This window comes from Herbaspirillum sp. WKF16 (assembly GCF_028993615.1).
GTDB lineage: Bacteria > Pseudomonadota > Gammaproteobacteria > Burkholderiales > Burkholderiaceae_D > Herbaspirillum.
This window is the reverse complement of sequence record NZ_CP118632.1, coordinates 2,262,845-2,284,081: the sequence shown is the minus strand read 5'-3', so window position 1 is coordinate 2,284,081 and position 21,237 is coordinate 2,262,845. Positions and strand designations below refer to the sequence as shown.

At 66.8% G+C, this 21,237-nt stretch carries 11 protein-coding genes; 4 read left to right on the top strand and 7 right to left on the bottom strand.

Annotated elements, in window-relative coordinates; genetic code table 11:
- Positions 1-96: 96 nt before the first annotated feature.
- Together Herbaro_RS10425 and Herbaro_RS10420 are read left to right on the top strand one after the other, a co-directional pair.
- The gene (locus Herbaro_RS10425; protein WP_275013749.1) at positions 97-2,649 is read left to right on the top strand and encodes a [protein-PII] uridylyltransferase; all 2,553 of its coding nucleotides are present in this window, start codon (positions 97-99) and stop codon (positions 2,647-2,649) included.
- Positions 2,650-2,764: 115 nt separating this feature from the next.
- A complete protein-coding gene (locus Herbaro_RS10420; RefSeq protein WP_275013748.1) occupies positions 2,765-3,511 on the top strand; it encodes a pseudouridine synthase in 747 nt (248 codons plus the stop codon).
- 92 nt (positions 3,512-3,603) lie between these two features.
- Here Herbaro_RS10420 and Herbaro_RS10415 read toward each other — a convergent pair whose 3' ends face one another.
- Both Herbaro_RS10415 and Herbaro_RS10410 read right to left on the bottom strand, forming a co-directional pair.
- A complete protein-coding gene (locus Herbaro_RS10415; RefSeq protein WP_275013747.1) occupies positions 3,604-4,098 on the bottom strand; it encodes a cyanophycin metabolism-associated DUF1854 family protein in 495 nt (164 codons plus the stop codon).
- 11 nt (positions 4,099-4,109) lie between these two features.
- Positions 4,110-6,386, bottom strand: a complete 2,277-nt coding sequence (locus Herbaro_RS10410; protein ID WP_275013746.1) for a cyanophycin metabolism-associated ABC transporter — start codon at positions 6,384-6,386, stop codon at positions 4,110-4,112.
- Between the two features lie 776 nt (positions 6,387-7,162).
- Here Herbaro_RS10410 and Herbaro_RS10405 point away from each other — a divergent pair.
- Both Herbaro_RS10405 and cphA read left to right on the top strand, forming a co-directional pair.
- On the top strand, positions 7,163-9,361 hold the full coding sequence (locus Herbaro_RS10405; protein ID WP_275013745.1) for a cyanophycin synthetase: 2,199 nt from the start codon (positions 7,163-7,165) through the stop codon (positions 9,359-9,361).
- Between the two features lie 66 nt (positions 9,362-9,427).
- On the top strand, positions 9,428-11,998 hold the full coding sequence (gene cphA / locus Herbaro_RS10400; RefSeq protein ID WP_275013744.1) for a cyanophycin synthetase: 2,571 nt from the start codon (positions 9,428-9,430) through the stop codon (positions 11,996-11,998).
- Between the two features lie 75 nt (positions 11,999-12,073).
- Here the strand turns inward: cphA and def are convergent, their stop codons facing one another.
- From def to smc, 5 genes are all read right to left on the bottom strand, one after another.
- A complete protein-coding gene (gene def / locus Herbaro_RS10395; RefSeq protein ID WP_275013743.1) occupies positions 12,074-12,610 on the bottom strand; it encodes a peptide deformylase in 537 nt (178 codons plus the stop codon).
- Positions 12,611-12,711: 101 nt separating this feature from the next.
- Complete coding sequence (galU, locus tag Herbaro_RS10390; protein WP_275013742.1) at positions 12,712-13,602, bottom strand: UTP--glucose-1-phosphate uridylyltransferase GalU; 891 nt, start codon at positions 13,600-13,602, stop codon at positions 12,712-12,714.
- A gap of 94 nt (positions 13,603-13,696) precedes the next feature.
- On the bottom strand, positions 13,697-15,778 hold the full coding sequence (gene ligA / locus Herbaro_RS10385) for an NAD-dependent DNA ligase LigA (RefSeq protein WP_275013741.1): 2,082 nt from the start codon (positions 15,776-15,778) through the stop codon (positions 13,697-13,699).
- Between the two features lie 24 nt (positions 15,779-15,802).
- Positions 15,803-17,125: a cell division protein ZipA C-terminal FtsZ-binding domain-containing protein gene (locus Herbaro_RS10380; protein ID WP_275013740.1), complete on the bottom strand. Its 1,323-nt coding sequence runs from the start codon at positions 17,123-17,125 to the stop codon at positions 15,803-15,805.
- 457 nt (positions 17,126-17,582) lie between these two features.
- On the bottom strand, positions 17,583-21,113 hold the full coding sequence (gene smc, locus Herbaro_RS10375) for a chromosome segregation protein SMC (RefSeq protein WP_275013739.1): 3,531 nt from the start codon (positions 21,111-21,113) through the stop codon (positions 17,583-17,585).
- Between the last annotated feature and the right edge of the window lie 124 nt (positions 21,114-21,237).

Here is a 21,237-nt window from a genome sequence, read left to right as displayed (position 1 = left end):
CGGCATGAAACCTGCTAATGGCAACACGCCGCACGGGGACGCGGCAAACTGACCGACCGGCGGGCCTCCCAGCCGCCACACACGAAATCCAAGCCGATGCCGACACTCGCCGTCACGCTCAAGAAACAGCTCAAGGCCTCGCGCCAGCAGGCCATTGACGTCTTCCAGACCGACCACAAACCCGAACAGCTGCTGACCCAGCTGCGCCGCAACGTCGACGGCGCCCTCACCCAAGCCTGGGAGCAGCTGGGCATGCCGGCCGACGCCGCCCTGGTGGCGGTGGGCGGCTATGGCCGCGGTGAACTGTTCCCGCATTCGGACGTGGACGTGCTGATCCTGCTGCCGCAGGCGCCGGACGGCGCCGAGAAGGAGAAGCTGGAGTCGCTGGTCCAGCTGTTCTGGGACATCGGCCTGGAGATCGGCCACAGCATCCGCACCGTCGACGAGTGCATGGACGAGTCGGCCGCCGACATCACGGTCCAGACCAGCCTGCTGGAAGCGCGCCTGGTCACCGGCAGCCGCGCCCTGTTCAAGCAACTGCAGGATCGTTACCAGGCCGCGCTCGACCCCCTGAGTTTTTTCCAGGCCAAGACGCTGGAGATGCGCCAGCGCCACATCAAGTACGAAGACACGCCCTACAGCCTTGAACCCAATTGCAAGGAGAGCCCCGGCGGCCTGCGCGACCTGCAGGTGATCCTGTGGGTGGCCAAGGCGGCCGGCCTGGGCGACTCCTGGAGCAAGCTGGCCGAACACGGCATGCTGACCGCGACCGAGGCGCGCCAGCTGCGCCAGAAGGAGCGCGCCTTCAAGGACATCCGCATCCGCCTGCACATCTGCACCGACCGCCGCGAAGACCGCCTGGTGTTCGACATCCAGACGCCCATCGCCGAGACCTTCGGCTTCAAGACCACCGACACCCGGCGCGCCAGCGAGTACCTGATGCAGCGCTATTACTGGGCCGCCAAGGCGGTGGTGCAGCTCAACACCATCCTGCTGCAGAACATCGAGGCGCACCTGTTCCCGCACCAGACGGTGCCCAAGCCGATCAACGAGCGCTTCAACGACGTCAACGGCTTCGTCGACATCGCCCACGATGATGTCTTCGAGCAGACGCCGTCGGCGATGCTGGAAGTGTTCCTGGTGCTGTCCGAACATGCTGAATTGAAGGACATGTCGGCGCGCACCATGCGCGCGTTGTGGCATGCCCGCTTCAAGATCGACAACGCCTTCCGCGCCAATCCGGAAAACCATCGCCTGTTCATGCAGATCATCCAGAGCAAGCGCGGCATCACGCACGCGCTGCGCCGGATGAACGCCACCAGCGTGCTGGGCCGCTACCTGCCGAACTTCCGCCACATCGTCGGCCAGATGCAGCACGACCTGTTCCACGTCTACACAGTGGACCAGCACATCCTGATGGTGGTGCGCAACGTGCGCCGCTTCACGATGAGCGAGCATGCGCACGACTATCCGTTCTGCAGCCAGCTGATGGCCAACTTCGGCCAGCCCTGGGTGCTGTATGTGGCAGCCCTGTTCCACGACATCGCCAAGGGCCGCGGCGGCGACCACTCCAAGCTGGGCATGGACGACGCCCGCCAGTTCTGCGTGCAGCACGGCATCTCGCAGGAGAACACCGAGCTCATCGTATTTTTGGTCGAGCAACACCTGGCCATGTCGCACGTGGCGCAAAAGCAGGATCTCTCGGACCCCGACGTGATCTCCGCCTTCGCCCAGCTGGTGCGGGACGAGCGCCACCTGACCGCGCTCTACCTGCTGACCGTGGCCGACATCCGCGGCACCAGCCCCAAGGTATGGAACGCCTGGAAGGGCAAGCTGCTGGAAGACCTGTACCGCATGACGCTGCGCGTCCTGGGCGGCGAGGCCCCCTCGGCCGACCGCGAGCTGAAGAACACCCAGCAGGAGGCCATCAAGACGCTGCGCCTCTACGGCTTGCCGGCCGACGCCCACGAGCAGTTCTGGAAGCAGCTGGACGTGGCCTACTTCCTGCGTCACGACGCCTCCGACATCGCCTGGCAGACCCGCTGCTTCTACGACAAGGTCGAGACCGGCGTGCCGCTGGTGCGCTGCCGCCTCGCGCCTATCGGCGAAGGCGTGCAGGTGGCGGTCTACACGCCCGACCGCCCCGACCTGTTCGCGCGCATCTGCAGCTACTTCGACGAGAAGAGCTTCAGCATCTTCGACGCCAAGATCCACACCACCCGCAACGACTACGCGCTGGACGCCTTCATGATCAACGCGCCGGTGTTCGCCAAGAACTACCGCGACATCATCAACCTGATCGAGCACGAGCTGGGCGAGCTGCTGCAATCGGACGCGCCGCTGCCGGCGCCGTCCAAGGCGCGCCTGTCGCGCCTGTCGCGCACCTTCCCGGTCAATCCCTCGGTCGACCTGCGCCCGGACGAGCGCGGCCAGTACTACCTGCTGTCGGTCTCGGCCAACGACCGCGCCGGCTTGCTGTACTCGATCTCCAACGTGCTGGCCAAGTACAGGATCAACCTGCATACGGCCAAGGTGATGACATTGGGCGAGCGCGTGGAAGACGTGTTCCTGATCGACGGCCCGGGGCTGTCCCAGCCGCGCAACCAGATCATGCTGGAAACCGAGCTGCTGGCGACCTTGCGGGTCTGATGCCGCTCGCGGCCGCACCTCCTCGCGGGTGCGGCCGCCGCGTCAAAGCGACGCAATCTGCCGTACAATCTCCCCCTCGCCGCATCCGGCCACCTGTTTCCTGCAAGGCACCTCCATGACCGAACCCGTCCGCCTCTCCAAACGCATGTCTGAACTCGGCCTGTGCTCGCGCCGCGAGGCCGACGAGTGGATAGAAAAAGGCTGGGTGCGCGTGGACGGCGTCGTGGTGTCGGTGCTGGGCAGCAAGGTGCTGCCGCACCAGAAGGTCAGCGTCGAACGCCAGGCCAGCGCCGAGCAGTCCCAGCGCGTGACCATCCTGATCAACAAGCCCATGGGCTACGTCAGCGGCCAGGCCGAGGACGGCTACAAGCCGGCGGTGGTGCTGGTCAACGCCGAATCGCGCTGGCAGGAAGACGACGCCGAGATGCAGTTCCACCCCAGGCAGCTGCGCAGCCTGGTGCCGGCCGGACGGCTGGACATCGATTCGGTCGGCCTGCTGGTGCTGACCCAGGACGGCCGCATCGCCAAGCACCTGATCGGCGAAGACTCCGCGGTCGACAAGGAATACCTGGTGCGCGTCAAGTACAGCCGTCCCGGCAAGCTGCCCGAGCACGACCTCAAGCGCCTCAACCACGGCCTGATCATGGACGGCAAGCCGCTCAAGCCGGCCAAGGTGGAATGGCAGAACGAAGACCAGTTGCGCTTCGTCCTGCGTGAGGGCAAGAAGCGCCAGATCCGCCGCATGTGCGACATGGTGGGATTGAAGGTGATCGGCTTGAAGCGCATCCGCATCGGCGGCGTCACGCTGGGCGACCTGCCGACCGGCCAATGGCGTTACCTGCGGCCGGACGAAAGTTTCTGAGCGCGGCGCCAGTCACACAAAACGAAAGGCCCTGATGCAGATCAGGGCCTTTTGCATTGCAGGAGCGCGCGGCGCATTCGCCAAGCCCCGGATCAGAGGAACCGGTCCAGGATCTTGCGGCTGTGCTTGTCCAGCGCCTTCATGTCGCGCACCAGGAACTGGATGCTGTGGCTGTCGGCGATCAGCAGGGCCGAGTTGGCCAGCCGGCGGATATCCTCCTCGCCCTTGAGCGTGAAGGTGGTGACGCCGCGCGAGGTCTGCACCGTCCAGTCGCTGGGCGTGGCGTAGGTCGATACCCCGACGATGCGCGAGATCTCCGGCATGAACTCGCGGCTGGCCAGTTCTTCCTCGATCAGCTTGCGGGCCTGCGGCGCCACCTGTTCCAGGCGGTCGATCCAGACCAGCTCGTGACCGTCGCTGCTGACCACCGAGAGGCCGCCCTCGGGCGCGGTCACCGGGAAGGCGCGCACCGGAATCACATTCTCATGCTGCACGCCGTCGGCGCCGGAGAACACCAGGCGGCCGAAGCTGTTGCGATGCAGGCCGAAGGACGGCTGCTGGCTGGGGTTGGCTGTGGTCGTCGTCATGCTCATGTTCCTCATTCGCCCTTCTCTTCCTCGCTGACCGAGACTTCCGCCTCGCCGTCGGGATTGCGCGCCTGCGCCTGGTACAGCTTGTAGTAATGGCCTTCGCGCGCCATCAGTTCCTCGTGGTTGCCGACCTCGACCACCTGGCCGCGATCCAGCACCACCAGGCGATCGGCCTTGCGCAGCGTCGACAGGCGGTGCGCGATGGCGATCGTGGTGCGGCCCTGGACCAGGTTGTCCAGCGCCTTCTGGATTTCCTTCTCGGTGGTGGTGTCCACCGAGGACGTCGCCTCGTCCAGGATCAGGATGCGCGGGTCGATGAGCAGCGCGCGCGCAATCGAGATGCGCTGGCGCTCGCCGCCCGAGAGCGCCTGGCCGCGCTCGCCCACCAGCGAGTCGTAGCCCTGCGGCAGGCGCAGGATGAATTCATGCGCGTGGGCCGCGCGGGCCGCCGCGACGATCTCCTCGCGCGTGGCCTCGGGCCGGCCGTAGGCGATGTTCTCGGCGATGGTGCCGAAGAACAGGAACGGCTCCTGCAGCACCAGGCCGATGTTGCGGCGGTACTCGGAAATCGGCAGCGAGCGGATGTCGACGCCGTCGATGCGGATCGCGCCCTCGGAGACGTCGTAGAAGCGGCAGATCAGGTTGACCATGGTCGACTTGCCCGAACCGCTGTGGCCGACCAGGCCGATCATCTCGCCCGGCGCGATCGACAGGCTCATGTTGCGGATCACCGCGCGGTTGCCGTAGCGGAAGCCGATGTTGCGCACCTCGATGGCGCCGCTCACCTTCTCCAGGTGCACCGGGTTGGCCGGCTCCGGCACGCTGGAGACGTGATCCAGGATGTCGAAGATGCGCTTGGCGCCGGCGGCCGCCTTCTGCGTCACCGACACGATGCGGCTCATCGAATCCAGGCGCGTGTAGAAGCGGCTGATATAGGCCAGGAAGGCGGTCAGCACACCGACCGTGATCTGGTTGCTGGAGACTTGCCAGATGCCGAACACCCACACCACCAGCAGGCCGACTTCGGTCAGGAAGGTCACCGTCGGCGTGAACAGCGACCAGATCTTGTTGACCCGGTCGTTGACCATCAGGTTATGCCGGTTGGCCTCGCGAAAACGCGCCACCTCGCGCTTCTCCTGGGCGAAGGCCTTGACCACGCGGATGCCCGGGATGGTGTCGGCCAGCACGTTGGTCACCTCCGACCAGATGCGGTCGATCTTCTCGAAGCCGTGGCGCAGGCGGTCGCGCACCACGTGGATCATCCAGGCGATGAACGGCAGCGGCAGCAAGGTGACCAGCGCCAGCCAGGGATTGATGGAGATCAGGATCGCCGCCGTCATGATGATCATCAGCACATCGATGGCGAAGTCCAGCAGGTGCAGCGACAGGAACACGCAGATGCGGTCGGTCTCCGAGCCGATGCGCGCCATCAGGTCGCCGGTGCGCTTGCCGCCGAAATACTCCTGGGACAGCCGCAGCAGGTGCTCGTAGGTGGTGGTGCGCAGGTCGGCGCCGATGCGCTCGGACACCAGCGCCAGGATATAGGTGCGGGCCCAGCCCAGGCCCCAGGCCAGGAGCGCCGCGCCCAAGAGGCCCGACAGGTACAGCATGGCCCGGTGGGTGTCGATCGGCGCGCCGTTCTGGAACGGGATCAGCACGTTGTCCATCAGCGGCATGGTCATGTAGGGCGGCACCAGCGTGGCCGCAGTCGAGGCCAGCGTCAGCAGGAAGCCCAGCAGCAGCGAACCCTTGTAGGGCTTGGCGAAGCGCGACAGGCGGAACAGCGCCCAGGTGGACGGCGGCGCCTCCTTGGTCTCGGGGCAGATGGCGCAGGTCTCCTGGCCTTCCGGGATCGGCGCCTTGCACTGCGGGCACACGTCGCCCTCTTCCACCGGCTGCACGCCGGACGCCAGCAGTTCGCACTGCTGCTCGAACAGCTTGATCAGGCGCAGCGCCTGCGGGTTCTGCGCCAGCGTATAGCGCCAGGCGGCCAGGCGGCCGGCGCCGTCGCACAGCTCCAGGGTGCCTACGCCGGCGTGGTCGAGGTGCTTCAGGGTCAACTCCGGACTGCAAGGCCACTCCTGCCACACGGTGCCTTCGGGCGTATTGGCCAGCAGCCGGGTTTCCGTCACGACCACCAGCGAGGAGCGGAATTGCAATTGCGAATCAAGGTCCAGCTCCAGCCAGGCCACGATCTTCTCGTTGGCGGCCAGGCGGGCGGCGGTTTCCGTCCTCCAGCGTTCGGGCAGGCTGGCGGTGGCGGAAGGTAGGGAGTCAGTAGTCATTTAACGGCAACGTTAGGCCCGAAGCGAGCGGTTTGGCTATGTGTTCTGGATGGCAAGGCCCGGTCGGGCAGCGCGCGATTATAGCGCAGCCCCTGCGCGCGGCCCCTCGTCATCGGCTGCGATACGGATGAGTCCATCGCATAACGCAAGAGGCGGCCAAACGGTGCACGCATGAGTCCGGGCGCGTTTCCCGCGGGATGCGAAACGCAGCTCATCGCCATGCCGGCGGCTCGCCCTTTACTTGTTGACCGTCGTTTTTTTGGTTAATTCGCGCCACGGCCGCCGGACACTCTGCGACAATGCTGCCCAATCACATCCTCACAAGCATAACTCCAATGAGATCCGCCTTCGCCGCCCGCAAAACCGACCAGTTTTTCCGCGCGAGGCGCACCCCCTGATTTCCCGCCGGCAAGCCCGCACCTGCCCTTTTTGCCAGTTCTTTGTCGTTCCCCAGTAAACCAAATGCCTTCCGGCACGTTAGTGGAGCATGCGCTATTCTGACGGAATGCTGACCGGGAAATCCTGTCCTACCTCTCGCCGGGCCGCCCATCGGCTTGCGGCCCGCGCCGCAAGGCAGAGCTGGCGGGCGACGGCACAGGCGATCGGATGGCATCTTCCCGGCTTTGCGAGGTCACACGGAGGACACGCCTGAAAACGTTTCACAAATAACAAAAGCGAACAAAAGCGAACAAAAGCGGCTCCCGGCAGCAGCATCGCCTGGCGGCCCGGCTCTACAGACAGATATAAACGGCAATTTACGCGGCACACCTCCAGACATGAAAAACATCGAATTCCTCCGTTTCCTGCCCTTGAAAGGTCCCAACATCTGGACCTACCGCTCGGCCCTCGAAGTGTGGATCGACATCGGCGAACTGGAAGACTTTCCCTCCAACACCATCCCCGGCTTCACCGACAGACTGACCGCCTGGCTGCCCACGCTCATCGAGCACCGCTGCAGCTACGAGGTGCGCGGCGGCTTCGTGCGCCGGCTGGAGGAAGGCACCTGGCCCGGCCACATCCTGGAACACGTGACGCTGGAGCTGCAGAACCTGGCCGGCCTGCCCGGCGGCTTCGGCAAGGCGCGCGAGACCAATGTGCGCGGCGTCTACAAGGTGGTGGTGCGCGCCCGCCATGAAACGGTGACCCGCGCCGCGCTGTACGCCGCGCGCGACCTGGTGATGGCCGCCATCGAAGACCGCCCGTACGACGTCGACGCCACGCTGGCCAAGCTGCGCCGCATGGTCGACAAGCTCTGCCTGGGGCCCAGCACCGCCTGCATCGTGGATGCCGCCGAAGAACGCCGCATTCCCACCATCCGCCTGTCCGAAGGCAACCTGGTCCAGCTCGGCCACGGCTGCAAGTCGCGCCGCATCTGGACCGCCGAATCCGACCAGACCGGCGCCATCGCCGAAGGCATCTCGCGCGACAAGGACCTGACCAAGTCGCTGCTGGAAACCTGCGGCGTGCCGGTGCCCGAAGGCCGACTGGTGGAAAGCCCCGAAGACGCCTGGGAAGCCGCCGAGGACATCGGCCTGCCCGTGGTGGTGAAGCCCTGCGACGCCAACCACGGCCGCGGCGTCTTCATCGACCTGAACACCCGCGAGGAAATCGAGACCGCCTACAAGGTCGCGCTGGAAGAAGGCAGCGGCGTGCTGGTCGAGCGTTTCGTGCCGGGCCTCGAGCACCGCCTGCTGATCGTCGGCGGCAAGCTGGCCGCGGCCGCGCGCGGCGAGCCCATCTTCATCATCGGCGACGGCAAGTCCACCGTGCAGGAGCTGCTCGACGAGCTCAACCGCGACCCGCGCCGCGGCCTGCTGGAAGAACACCTGCTGGACCCGGTGCTGCTGGAGCGCGAGCCCGCCGCCGTGCTGGAACTGCAGCGCCAGAACCTCACCGTCGAATCGGTGCCGGCCGCCGGCCGCCGCATCCTGCTGCTGCGCAACGGCAACGTCTCGGCCGACATCACCGAGAAGGTCCATCCCAGCGTGGCCGCCGCCGCCTCGCTGGCCGCGCGCATCGTCGGCCTGGACATCGCCGGCGTCGACATCGTGGCCGAGGACATCACCCGCCCGCTGGCCGACCAGGGCGGCGCCATCGTCGAAGTCAATGCCGGCCCCGGCCTGCTGATGCACCTGAAACCCTCCGAAGGCCAGGCGCGCCCGGTGGGCGAAGCCATCGTCAACAACCTGTTCGGCGAGGACGAGACCGGCCGCATTCCCGTGGTCGGCGTCACCGGCACCCACGGCAAGACCACCATCTCGCGCCTGGTCGCCCGCATCATCCACCTCTCGGGCAAGCATGTCGGCCTGGCGTGCGGCGACGGCCTGTATTTCGGCGAGCGCCAGGTCGAGCGCGGCAACCGCGCCAACTGGGAAGCCGCGCACCGCGTGCTGTTGAACCGCGCCGTGGAAGCCGCCGTGTTCGAGAACGGCAGCGTCTCCATCCTCTCCGAAGGCCTGGCCTACGACCGCTGCCTGGTGGGCGTGGTGGCCAATATCGATCCCGACGACAGCCTGCCCGAGTACTACATCGAGAACGCCGAGCAAATCGCCACCAAGGTCAAGCGCACCCAGGTCGACCTGGTGCTGCCGGACGGCGCCGCGATCCTCAACGCCGACGATCCGCTGGTGGCCGAAATGGCCCAGCTGTGCGACGGCGAGGTGATCTTCTTCAGCACCGAACCGGCCTCCGAGCTGTTGGCGACTCACTTGAAGGAAGGCGGCCGCGCCGTGTTCCTGCGCGGCGGCGACCTGATCCAGGCCGAGGGCGAGCGCGAATGCAAGGTCAGCTCGGTGGACGCCATTCCGCTGACCGGCAACGGCGCCGTGGCCTACCAGGTCGAGAATGTGCTGGCGGCAGTCGGCGCGGCGTGGGCGCTGGGCATCTCGCCCGAAGTGATCCGCGCCGGCATCGAACTGTTCGGCACCGAGCAGGCCGAGCAGCAAGGACTGAAGTTCAAGAGCCAGGTCGCCTGAGGCAGGCGCCCCGGCAAGGCAATACAGACCAGATTGAAGATCAAGAGACACTAGGAAAACCTGTCCATGGACGTATCCCGCATACGCGCACTGCGCGGCCCCAACCTCTGGTGCAGACACACCGCCGTCGAAGCCATCGTCTCCTGTCCGGAATCGGAACGGGTGGTGGACGACATGCCCGGCTTCGAGGTGCGCCTGCGCGCCCGCTTCCCGCAGATCGGCTTCCTTGAGCCGGACGGCGGCAAACAGGCCGTCTCGATGGCGCATGCGCTGGCCGCCGCCGCCCTCGCCCTGCAATCGCAGGCCGGCTGCCCGGTGACCTTCAGCCGCACGGTATCCACCATCGAGACCGGCATCTACCAGGTGGTGGTCGAGTACAGCGAAGAGGAAGTCGGCCGCCTGGCCTTCGACCTGGCGCTGGAGCTGTGCCTGGCCGCGCAGGCCGACACCCCGTTCGACCTGACCGCCGCCCTGTCGCGCATCCGCGAACTGGACGAAGACGTGCGCCTTGGTCCCAGCACCGGCTCCATCGTCAATGCCGCCGCCAAGCGCGGCATCCCGTTCCGCCGCCTGACCCAGGGCAGCATGGTGCAGTTCGGCTGGGGCAGCCGCCAGAAGCGCATCCAGGCCGCCGAGACCAGCAATACCAGCGCCATCGCCGAATCGATCGCGCAGGACAAGGACCTGACCAAGATGCTGCTGCACGCAGCCGGCGTGCCGGTGCCCAACGGCCGCGTGGTCACCACCGTGGAAGATGCGTTGAAGGCCGCCGAGGAAATCGGCTCGGCCGTGGTGATCAAGCCGCTGGACGGCAACCAGGGCAAGGGCGTGGCGGTCAACATCAGTACCCCCGCGCAGATCGAACACGCGTTCGCCAACGCCGCGCGCATCAGCGACGAGGTGATCGTCGAACGCTATCTCCCGGGCCACGACTTCCGCCTGCTGGTGATCGGCAAGACCCTGGTGGCTGCAGCCCGCCGCGATCCGCCGCAAGTCATCGGCGACGGCGTGCACACCATCCGCCAGTTGATCGACCAGGTCAACGCCGACCCGCTGCGCGGCGACGGCCACGCCACCTCGCTGACCAAGATCCGCCTGGACGACATCGCCCTCTCGGTGCTGGCTGGCCAGAACCTCGACCCTGAAGCCATTCCGGCGCAAGGCGTGCGCGTGGTCCTGCGCAACAACGCCAACCTGTCCACCGGCGGCACCGCCACCGACGTCACCGACGACGTCCACCCCGAGATGGCCGCGCGCGCCATCGCCGCGGCGCAGATGGTCGGCCTGGACATCTGCGGCGTCGACGTGGTCTGCAACTCGGTGCACATGTCGATGGAAGAGCAAGGCGGCGGCATCGTCGAAGTCAACGCCGCGCCCGGCCTGCGCATGCACCTGACGCCCTCCTACGGCAAGAGCCGCGACGTCGGCGAAGCCATCATCTCCACCATGTACGGGGACGGCGACGACGGCCGCATCCCCGTGGTGGCGGTGGCCGGCACCAACGGCAAGACCACCACCGTGCGCCTGATCACCCACCTGCTGGCCAAGACCGGCCTGCGCGTGGGCATGACCAACACCGACGGCGTCTACATCGACGGCCTGCGCACCGACACCGGCGACTGCAGCGGCCCGCGCAGCGCGCGCAACGTGCTGTTCCATCCCGACGTCGACGCCGCGGTGCTGGAAACCGCCCGCGGCGGCGTGCTGCGCGAGGGCCTGGGCTTCGACCGCTGCGCCGTGGCCGTGGTGACCAACATCGGCATGGGCGACCACCTGGGTCTGTCCTACATCAGCACCGTGGAAGACCTGGCCGTGGTCAAGCGCGTGATCGTCGAGAACGTCGCGCCGACCGGCACCGCAGTGCTCAACGCGGCCGACCCGATGGTCTCGAAGATGGCCTCCTCCTGCCCCGGCTCGGTGACCTTCTTCGCGCTCGACCCGCAACACCCGATCATGGCCACCCATCGCGCCCAGGGCCACCGCATCGTCTACCGCGACGGCGACGCCATCGTGGCCGCCCAGGGTGACCTCGAGAAGCGCCTGAAGCTGTCCGGCATCCCGCTGACCGGCAACGGCGCCATCGGCTTCCAGGTCGAGAACGTGATGGCCTCGGTCGGCGCCGCCTGGGCGCTGAACCTCGACTGGGAGCAGATCACCGCCGCGCTGAGCAGCTTCATCAGCGACAGCGGCACCGCCCCGGGCCGCTTCAACATGTTCGACTACAAGGGCGCCACCCTGATCGCCGACTACGGCCACAACCCGGACGCCATCGCCGCCCTGATCAAGGCGGTCGACAGCATGCCCGCCAAGCGCCGCTCGGTGGTCATCAGCGGCGCCGGCGACCGCCGCGACGTCGACATCACGCGCCAGACCGAACTGCTGGGCGACGCCTTCGACGAAGTGGTGCTCTATCAGGACCAATGCCAGCGCGGTCGCGTCGACGGCGAGGTGATCGCGCTGCTGCGCCAGGGCCTGGAAAAAGCCACCCGCACCAGCGACGTCAAGGAGATCTATGGCGAGTTCCTGGCCATCGACACCGCGCTGTCCTCGCTGCAGGCCGGCGACCTGTGCCTGATCCTGATCGACCAGGTGGAGGAGGCGCTGGCGCACATCGCCATGCGCGTGGCGGAGAAGTAGGCACCGCATCCAGCGCCCATGAAAAAGCCGCAACCTTGGTTGCGGCTTTTTTCTGCCTATCCGTTCCTGCGCGGGTCAATCGTCCTGATTCGGATCCAGCTCAGGGAACAGCACTTCGGTAAAGCCGAATTGCGCGAAGTCGCGGATGCGCATCGGATACAGGATGCCCTGCAAGTGATCGCACTCGTGCTGCACCACGCGCGCATGGAAACCGTCGACGGTACGGTCGATGACGTCTCCCTGCAAGTCGTAGCCCTGATAGCGCAGGCGGCTCCAGCGCGGCACCACGCCGCGCATGCCGGGCACCGACAGGCAGCCTTCCCAGCCGTCCTCGATCTCGTCGGACAAGGGCGTGAGCACCGGATTGATCAGCACCGTCTCCGGCACCGCGGGCGCGTCCGGGTAGCGCTGGTTGCTGCCGAAGCCGAAGATCACCAGCTGCAGGTCGACGCCGATCTGCGGCGCCGCCAGGCCGGCGCCGTTGACGGCGCGCATGGTTTCGAACATGTCGTCCACCAGCGCCGCCAGCTCGGGCGTGCCGAACTGCGTCACGGCTTGCGCCTGGCGCAGCAGGCGCGGGTCGCCCATTTTGAGGATGTCGCGAATAGCCATCGTTGCTTGCACTCCAAAAGACGACGCCCGGTCCATGCCGAGCGCCTGTGTGATCCCTCCCTGCCGCGCCGGCCGCCGCGGAAGCGGCCGGGCGCGAGGCATCAGTCCTGCCTGCCGCCGATTTCCTTGAGGAATTCGCCGAAGGCCGGGCCGGTTTCCGGGTGCTTCAGGCCCATGGCCACGGTGGCCTTCAGGTAGCCCAGCTTGGAGCCGCAGTCATAGCGCTGGCCTTGGTAGCGGTAGGCCAGCACCGACTCGGCCTGCATCAGCGCGGCGATGCCGTCGGTCAGCTGGATCTCGCCGCCGGCGCCGCGGCCGATGTTTTCCAGGTAGTCGAAGATGCGGTTGTTGAGCACATAGCGGCCGACCACGGCCAGGGTCGAAGGAGCGTCCTCGGGCGCCGGCTTCTCGACGATGGCGTTCACCCGCTCCAGGTCGGGCTGGTAGGAGGTGGCGCTGACGATGCCGTACTGCTTGGTCTCGGCCCGGGGCACTTCCTGCACCGCCAGCATGCTCATGCCTTCGCGCGTATAGATGTCGGTCATCTGCGCCAGCACAGGCTTGACGCCGGGGTCGGTGTCCATGAAATCGTCCGCCAGCAGCACGGCGAAGGGCTCCTCGCCCACCACCGGCCGCGCGCACAGCACGGCGTGGCCCAGGCCCAGCGGGGTCGACTGGCGGATGAAAATGCAATTCACGTTCTTGGGCACCACGTTTTGCACGATCTCCAGCAGCTTTTGCTTGCCGGCGGCTTCCAGTTCACTTTCCAGCTCATAGGCCTTGTCGAAGTGATCCTCGATGGCGCGCTTGTTGCGGCCGGTGATGAAAACCATTTCGGTGATGCCGGCGGCCACCGCCTCTTCCACCGCGTAGTGGATCAGCGGCTTGTCGACGATGGGCAGCATTTCCTTGGGCTGCGCCTTGGTGGCGGGCAGGAAGCGGCTGCCAAGGCCGGCGACGGGGAAAACGGCTTTCTTGATCCTCTTGATCATCATTGCTCCATGGGGAAGTGTTATTCATTCAAGCGCCCGGACAAACCGGACGCCCTGATTCAAATTCGACAACAAACCGAAGGCCTCATGGACATCATGAGCCTGACGGGGCGTCCTGCCCGGCCCCGGCGCACAGCGCCTTGAGACCGTCCTCATCCAGGATGGGCACGCCCAGCTCTTCCGCCTTGGCCAGCTTGCTGCCGGCCTCGGCGCCGGCCACCACATAGCTGGTCTTCTTCGACACCGAGCCGGCCACCTTGCCGCCGGCCGCCTCGACCAGCCGCGCGGCCTCGTCGCGCGACATGTTGGGCAGCGTGCCGGTCAGCACGAAGGTCTTGCCGGCCAGATGCTTGGGGCCGCTGTCGGCGCCCTCGCTCTCCGGCCAGTGTACGCCTACGGCGCGCAGTTGTTCCACCAGCTCGACATTCATCGCATCGCTGAAGAAGGCGCGGATGGATGCGGCCACCACCGGGCCGATATCGGCCACCTCCAGCAATTGCTCCTCGCTGGCGGCCAGGATCTTGTCGAGGCCGCCGAAATGGCGCGCCAGCTCCTTGGCCGTGGCCTCGCCGACGTGGCGGATGCCCAGCGCATAGATGAAGCGCGCCAGCGTGGTGTCCTTGGACTTCTGCAGCGCGGCCAGCACGTTCTGCGCCGACTTCTCGGCCATGCGGTCAAGCGTGGCCAGGGCCAGCAGCCCAAGGCGGTACAGGTCGGCAGGCGTGGTGACGATGTTGCTGTCCACCAGTTGCTCCACCAGCTGTTCGCCCAGGCCCTCGATATCCATGGCGCGACGCGAGGCGAAATGCTGCAAGCCGCCCTTGCGCTGCGCCGAACATTTCAGCCAGCCGCCGGTGCAGCGGGCAATCGCCTCATCCTCGGCGCGCGCGATGGGCGAGCCGCATACCGGGCACTCGGTCGGCATGACGAAGGCGCGCGCGTCGGCCGGGCGTTTTTCCGGGACGCAGGCGACCACTTCCGGAATCACATCCCCGGCGCGGCGCACGATGACGGTGTCGCCGATGCGGATATCCTTGCGGCGCACTTCGTCCTCGTTGTGCAGTGTGGCGTTGGTCACGGTCACGCCGCCCACGAACACCGGATTGAGGCGCGCCACCGGCGTGATGGCGCCGGTGCGGCCGACCTGCACTTCGATGTCCTGCACCTCGGTCAGCGCCTCCTGCGCCGGGAACTTGTGCGCCAGCGCAAAGCGCGGTGCGCGCGAGACGAAACCCAGCTGCTTTTGCTGGTCCAGCCGGTCCACCTTGTAGACCACGCCGTCAATCTCGTAGGGCAGTCGTTCGCGCTTTTCGCCGATGCCGCGATAAAACGCCAGCAGGCCGGCAGCGCCGGCGACCACTGCGCGCTCCTTGCACACCGGCAGGCCAAGCTGCTGGTACCAGTCCAGCAGCGCCGAATGCGAGGCCGGCATCTCCATGCCTTCCAGCACACCGATGCCGTAGGCGAAGAAGCGCAGCGTGCGCTGCGCGGTGATGCGCGAGTCCAGCTGGCGCAGGCTGCCGGCGGCGGCGTTGCGCGGATTGGCGAACTCCTTCTGGCCGGCGTCGCGCTGGCGCTGGTTCAGGCGCGCGAAATCGTCCTTGTACATCAGCACTTCACCGCGCACGTCCAGCACCGCCGGAACCTGGTCGCCATGCAGGCGCAGCGGGATGGCGCGCACCGTGCGGATATTGGCGGTGACGTTCTCGCCGGTGGCGCCGTCGCCGCGGGTCGCGGCCTGCACCAGCACGCCATTCTCGTAGCGCAGGCTGATGGCCAGGCCGTCGAACTTGAGTTCGGTGGCGTAGCGGATCTCCTGCAGCGACTCCAGGCCGTCCATGACGCGCTTGTCGAAGGCTTCAATGTCTTCGTCGGTGAAACCGTTGCCCAACGACAGCATGGGGATATCGTGGCGCACCGCATCGAACTGCGGCAAGGGCGCGCCGCCCACGCGCTGGGTCGGCGAATCCGGCGTCGCCAGTTCGGGATGGACGGTTTCCAGCGCCTGCAGTTCCTGGAACAGGCGGTCGTATTCGGCGTCGGGAATGCTGGGTTGGTCCAGCACGTAGTAACTGTGGTTGTGGCGGTTCAGGTCGGCGCGCAGCTCATGCGCGCGAACCAGCCAGTCCGGCGCCCCTGCCGGGGGCCGTCCTGCGGAAAACAAATCTGTTGGCATCTCGGGTGGAGGGGATCATGCCCCTCAGCTGAACAGGCGCAGCGCGCGGGTGGAACCGGCGGGGATGTCGGCCGACTCCATCGCGCTGTAGAAGGCCGAGACCTGCTCGGCGATGTCGGCCAGCGAGGCGTCGGACAGGGGCTGGTCGCTGTCGTCCACCATGGCGCCGCCAAGACGGGCCGCCAGCGAACGGGCGCAGGCCACCAGCGCGCCGTAGCCGTCGCGCGCCGGCGATACGCGCGGCACGTCCAGCAACAGCGTCAGGCGGTCGGTGGTCTCGTCGGCCTGGGTGGCGTTGGTCGAGAGCGCGAACAGCACCTCGCCCTCGCCGTCCTGCATCACCAGGTAGCCTTCGGTGCGGCGATCGAAGCCCTGGCGGGTCAGCGCCGCCAGCAGCGTCGCCAGGCTCCAGGGCGCGCCGGTGGTGCGCACGTTGACCGACAACTGCACGTCATGGTCGGCGATGAACTGGTGCAGCGCCTGGGCGGTGCGGATGACGTCGGGCATGTCCGGCAGTTCCGGCTCGCCCGAGAGCGAATCGGTCAGGTCGCGCAGGCGCATGACCAGCTCGGAATACTCGATCTCGTTGAGCGCATTGCTGCGGTTGGCCAGCTGGGCGCCGGCCAGCAAGGCGGTGTAGACGCCGCCGTGGGCCACCGCCTCCCAGTCGCCTTCGGCGGTGCGGCCGATGAAGTGCACCGGCTTGTTGCCGACGTGGCGCAGGTTCTGCAGCGCCGGCAACAGCTTGTCGCCGCGCAGCGGATTCTCCAGGGCGATCGGGATGTTGCAGTCGATCAGTTCGTCCACCGGCAATTCGCGCTTGGGCGCCAGGCGCGCCTGCATTTCCGGCGGTGCGGTGAAGGCCGCGGCGGCCTCGACCTGCTCCTCGGCGCCGGCGATGACCTGCGCCACCGTCGATTGCGGCGCCTGCGCCAGGGCCTCGGCCAGGGCGGCGTCGACGCGACGATCGGCCTCGGCCGCCTGCGGCGCGTCGCCCAGGTAGGGTTCGCGCTGCTCGAACTCGGCCTGGTCCAGGTAGGCCTTGACCGGCGCCGTCACCGGCTTGCGCTCGGGCATCTCGTACAGGCCGGGTTCCATGCGCTCGTCGTCGCCCTGCTCGCGGGCGGCGGGCGCGAAGCCGGCCTCGCGCTCGGCCAGCGGCGCCGGCGCGGCGTATTCGCCGGGCGCGACCTGCTCGTCGGGCGACATCAGGACGTCGTCATGGGACGAAGAAAAGGCGCGCTCCACCGTCTTGCGCGCCTTGTGTTCCTGCCACTTGTTATAGGAGATGACGCCGACGACGAACACGCCGCCGATCACGATCAGGCTGGTCTGAAGATCCATCATGCTGCACGCCCCGGGGAGTTGGCTGGCTGGTAGGCGCCGGCGTCGGCGCTGCGTGGCATGGTCGGCTCGAAGAAGCTGCTCATTGAGGGAATCCGAATCCTATAAATCCAAGGGGGCCTGAACCGCGCTTGCCTTCATGGCGGCAAGCCGCCGCATCCATGAAGGATGCGCCGGCGCGGGCCGGGCCCGGGCGGCGCTTCTCAAGTGCATCGAATGCGTAGAACGAACTGGCAGCGGCAAGATCGCGGTCAAGATATTGTTATTTTTCATGGCCCGTGGGGGCCTCAAAAAAGCGTATCCGGCTGAAAAAACACCTCAAGCCGGGCTTGTATGACAAGGCATTCAGGGTAGTGTTCCGCCCCTTGCTTGTCAAGCCGACAAAGGCCGGGAAGCCGCTGTGCAGGCTCTTGTCGGCGAATGTTGCATTGCCGGCAAGAGTGCCGCCTGCGGCCCGGCCTCAGGCGGCCTGCTCGGCGCTCGAGAAATTGGCCGCCGACTCCATGTCCACCGCCACGATGCGCGATACGCCCTGCTCCTGCATGGTCACGCCGATCAGCTGCTGCGCCATCTCCATCGCGATCTTGTTGTGCGAGATGAAGAGGAACTGCGTGTGCGCCGACATGCGCTTGACCATGTTGGCGAAGCGTTCGGTGTTGGCGTCGTCCAGCGGCGCGTCCACCTCGTCGAGCAGGCAGAACGGCGCCGGGTTCAGCTGGAACATCGAGAACACCAGCGCGGTCGCGGTCAGCGCCTTCTCGCCGCCCGAGAGCAGGTGGATGGTGGCGTTCTTCTTGCCCGGCGGCTGCGCCATGACCTGCACGCCGGAGTCCAGGATCTCGTCGCCGGTCATGATCAGCTTGGCCTGGCCGCCGCCGAACAGCACCGGGAACAGTTCCGAGAAGTGATGGTTGACCTTGTCGAAGGTGTCTTGCAGCAGGTCGCGGGTTTCCATGTCGATCTTGTGGATCGCGTCCTGCAGCGTGGTGATCGCCTCGTTCAGGTCGGCGTGCTGCGAATCCAGGAAATGCTTGCGTTCGGAAGCGGTGGCCAGTTCGTCCAGCGCGGCCAGGTTGACCGCGCCCAGCGCCGCAATGGCGTTGGTCAGGCGGGTCACTTCGCCTTGCAGGTAGGACGGGCGCATGTCGGCGGTCAGCTTTTCCGACAGCGCGGCTTCGTCGGCCTGGGTCTGCGCCAGCGCTTCGGAGAACTGCTCCTGGTTCAGGCGCGCGGCCTGCTCCTTCAGCTGCAGCTCGGTGATGCGGTCGCGCTGCGGCTGCAGGCTGCGTTCGGCCTGCATGCGGTTTTCCTCATGCGTGCGCAGCTGCTGCGAGAGCTGGTCGAGCTCGTGGCGGGCATCGGCCAGCGCGCGTTCCTGGTCGCTGCGACGATCCAGCAGTTCCTGCAGGCCGGCCTGGGCCGCCTGGTCGTCCAGGCTTTCCAGCTCCAGGCTGCCCTGCTGCATGCTGGCGAACAACTGCGCGGCCTGCTCCAGGGCGGTGGCGATGCCGCGCTTCAATTCCTCGATCTTGCTGCGGTGGGACTTCTCCGCAAACTCGGTCTCCTGGGCCGAGCGCTCCAGCTCGCGCAGGCGGGCGCGGGCGTCGTTCAATTGCTGCTCGCGGGTCAGGTAGTCGGTCTGGCCGTTCTCGTGCTGCTCCTGCAGCTCGGCCAGCTCGATGTCGAGCTGCTCGAAACGGGCCTCGGACTCGGCCTGCACCTGCTGCTGCTCGGCCTCCTGCAGGGAGATTTCCTCCAGGTCGGTGGTGATCTGGGTGCTGCGCTGGTTGAAGCGCTCCTGCACCTCGGCCAGCTTCATCACCTCGATCTGCAGGCTGTGCGCCGACTGCGTCAGCGCGCCGGTGCGCTGGCGCAGCTCCTGCAGGCGCTGCGAGGCGCCGGACAGCGCGGCCTCGGCGCGCACCGCGCGGCCCTTGGCCTCCTCGGCCAGCATGTACTGGGCGCGCTGCTGCTTGGTCAGGTTCTCGATTTCCTGCTGGCGCGCCAGCATGCCGTCCTGCTCGGAATCGGAGGCGTAGAAACGCACGCTGGACTGGCTTACCACGTGCCCCTGGCGGGTCACGAACAAGGCGCCCAGCGGCAGCGTGGCGCGCTCGGCGAAGGCGGTCGCGGTGTCGTCGGCGACGTAGATGCCGTTGAGCCAGTCGTTCATCAGGGCGCGCAGGCCCGGGTCGTTCAGTTGCAGCAGGTTGATGAAAGGCTTCAAGCCGTTGGCCGCCTGCGGCGCCGGCTGGGCCGCGCCGGCATTGGGCGCGTACAGGGCCAGCTTGGCCGGCGGAGCGTCGGAGAAGAAGGCCTTGGCCCAGTCCAGGTTGGACATCTCCAGCGCCGACATGCGCTCGCGCAGCACCGCTTCCAGCGCGGTTTCCCAGCCCTGCTCGATGTGCAGCTTCTGCCACAGGCGCGGCAGCTCGGCCAGGCCGTGCTTTTCCAGCCAGGGCTGGACCTTGCCTTGCGCCTGCACGCTTTCCTGCAATTGCTTCAATGCCGACAGGCGCGCTTCCAGCTGGGCGTTGGCGGACGTCTCGCGGCTCACCAGTTCCTGCGCGGCGCGGCGCTCCTCTTCCAGGCGCGGCACTTGTTCCTGGGCTTCTTCCAGGTACATGTTGGCCTCTTCCAGCGAGGCCTGCTTTTCTTCCAGCTGCAGCTTGAGATTGGCCAGGTGCACGTCGTCGGGCATGGCCATGCCGTTCTTCTCCTGCATCAGCCGCTCGCGGCGCGAAGCCAGGCCGGAGAGGATGTTGGAGGCGTTGCGCTGGTGCGTGGACTGCAGCTCGATCTGCTGCTGCACCTGCATGATCTTGCCGCGCGACTCGGTGGTCTTCAACTGCGATTCGCGCCAGGCCTGTTCCAGCGACGGCAGGCTGTCGTTGGTGTTGTGCACGGCCTGCTGCGCCTGCTCCACGCGCATGCCGAATTCTTCCAGGGCGATCTCGGCCTCGGCCAGCTCGTCCTGCTGCTGCGAACCCTGGCGCTGCCACTGGTCGCGCTGCGCGGTGAGCGAGTTCAGCTGCGATTGCAGGCGGTTGCGCGATTCGATGACGAACTTGATCTGCGCCTCCAGGCTGCCGATCTCGGAGTTGGTCTGGTACAGGTGGCCCTGCGCCTGGTGCAGGCGGTCGCCGGCGCCGTAGTGCGCCTGGCGCATGTGCTCCAGTTCTGCCTCGACGTGGCGCAGCTTGGCGGTCTGTTCTTCCAGGTCGATCTGGGCGCGCTCGATCTCCTTGAAGAACTTCTCCTGCTCGGCCTTGGCCTCGTTCTTGCGCAACAGCCAGAGCAGCTTCTGCTTCTCTTCCTGGTCGTTCTGCAGCTCGTGGAATTTCTTGGCCACGGCGGCCTGGGCTTCCAGCTTCTCCAGGTTGGCGTTGAGCTCGCGCAGGATGTCTTCCAGGCGGGTCAGGTTTTCGGTGGTGTCGTGCAGGCGGTTCTCGGTCTCGCGGCGGCGCTCCTTGTACTTGGAGACGCCGGCGGCCTCTTCCAGGAAGATGCGCAGCTCCTCGGGACGCGCCTCGATGATGCGCGAGATCATGCCCTGGCCGATGATCGCGTAGGCGCGCGGGCCCAGGCCGGTGCCCAGGAAGATGTCCTGGATGTCGCGGCGGCGCACCGCCTGGTTGTTGATGTAGTAGGACGAGGTGCCGTCGCGCGTCAGCGTGCGCTTGACGGCGATCTCGGCGTACTGGCTCCACTGCCCGGCGGCCTTGCCGGCCGAGTTGTCGAACACCAGTTCCACCGAGGCGCGCCCGGCCGGCTTGCGGTGCGTGGAGCCGTTGAAGATGACGTCCTGCATCGACTCGCCGCGCAGCTCGGATGCCTTGGATTCGCCCAGCACCCAGCGCACGGCGTCGATGATGTTGGATTTGCCGCAGCCGTTCGGCCCGACCACGCCCACCAGCTGCCCCGGAACCTGGAAATGCGTTGGCTCGACGAAGGACTTGAAGCCTGACAATTTAATGGAAGTTAGACGCACGTTATCGACAAATTAAACGGGTTGGCTGAAAGCGGAAAATTTGCTTCCGGAAAGGCCGGTATCATAACATCGCAGCCGCCGGATCAGGCCAAAAACGGCTTGCACAGGCCGCCCGCGGCACCCG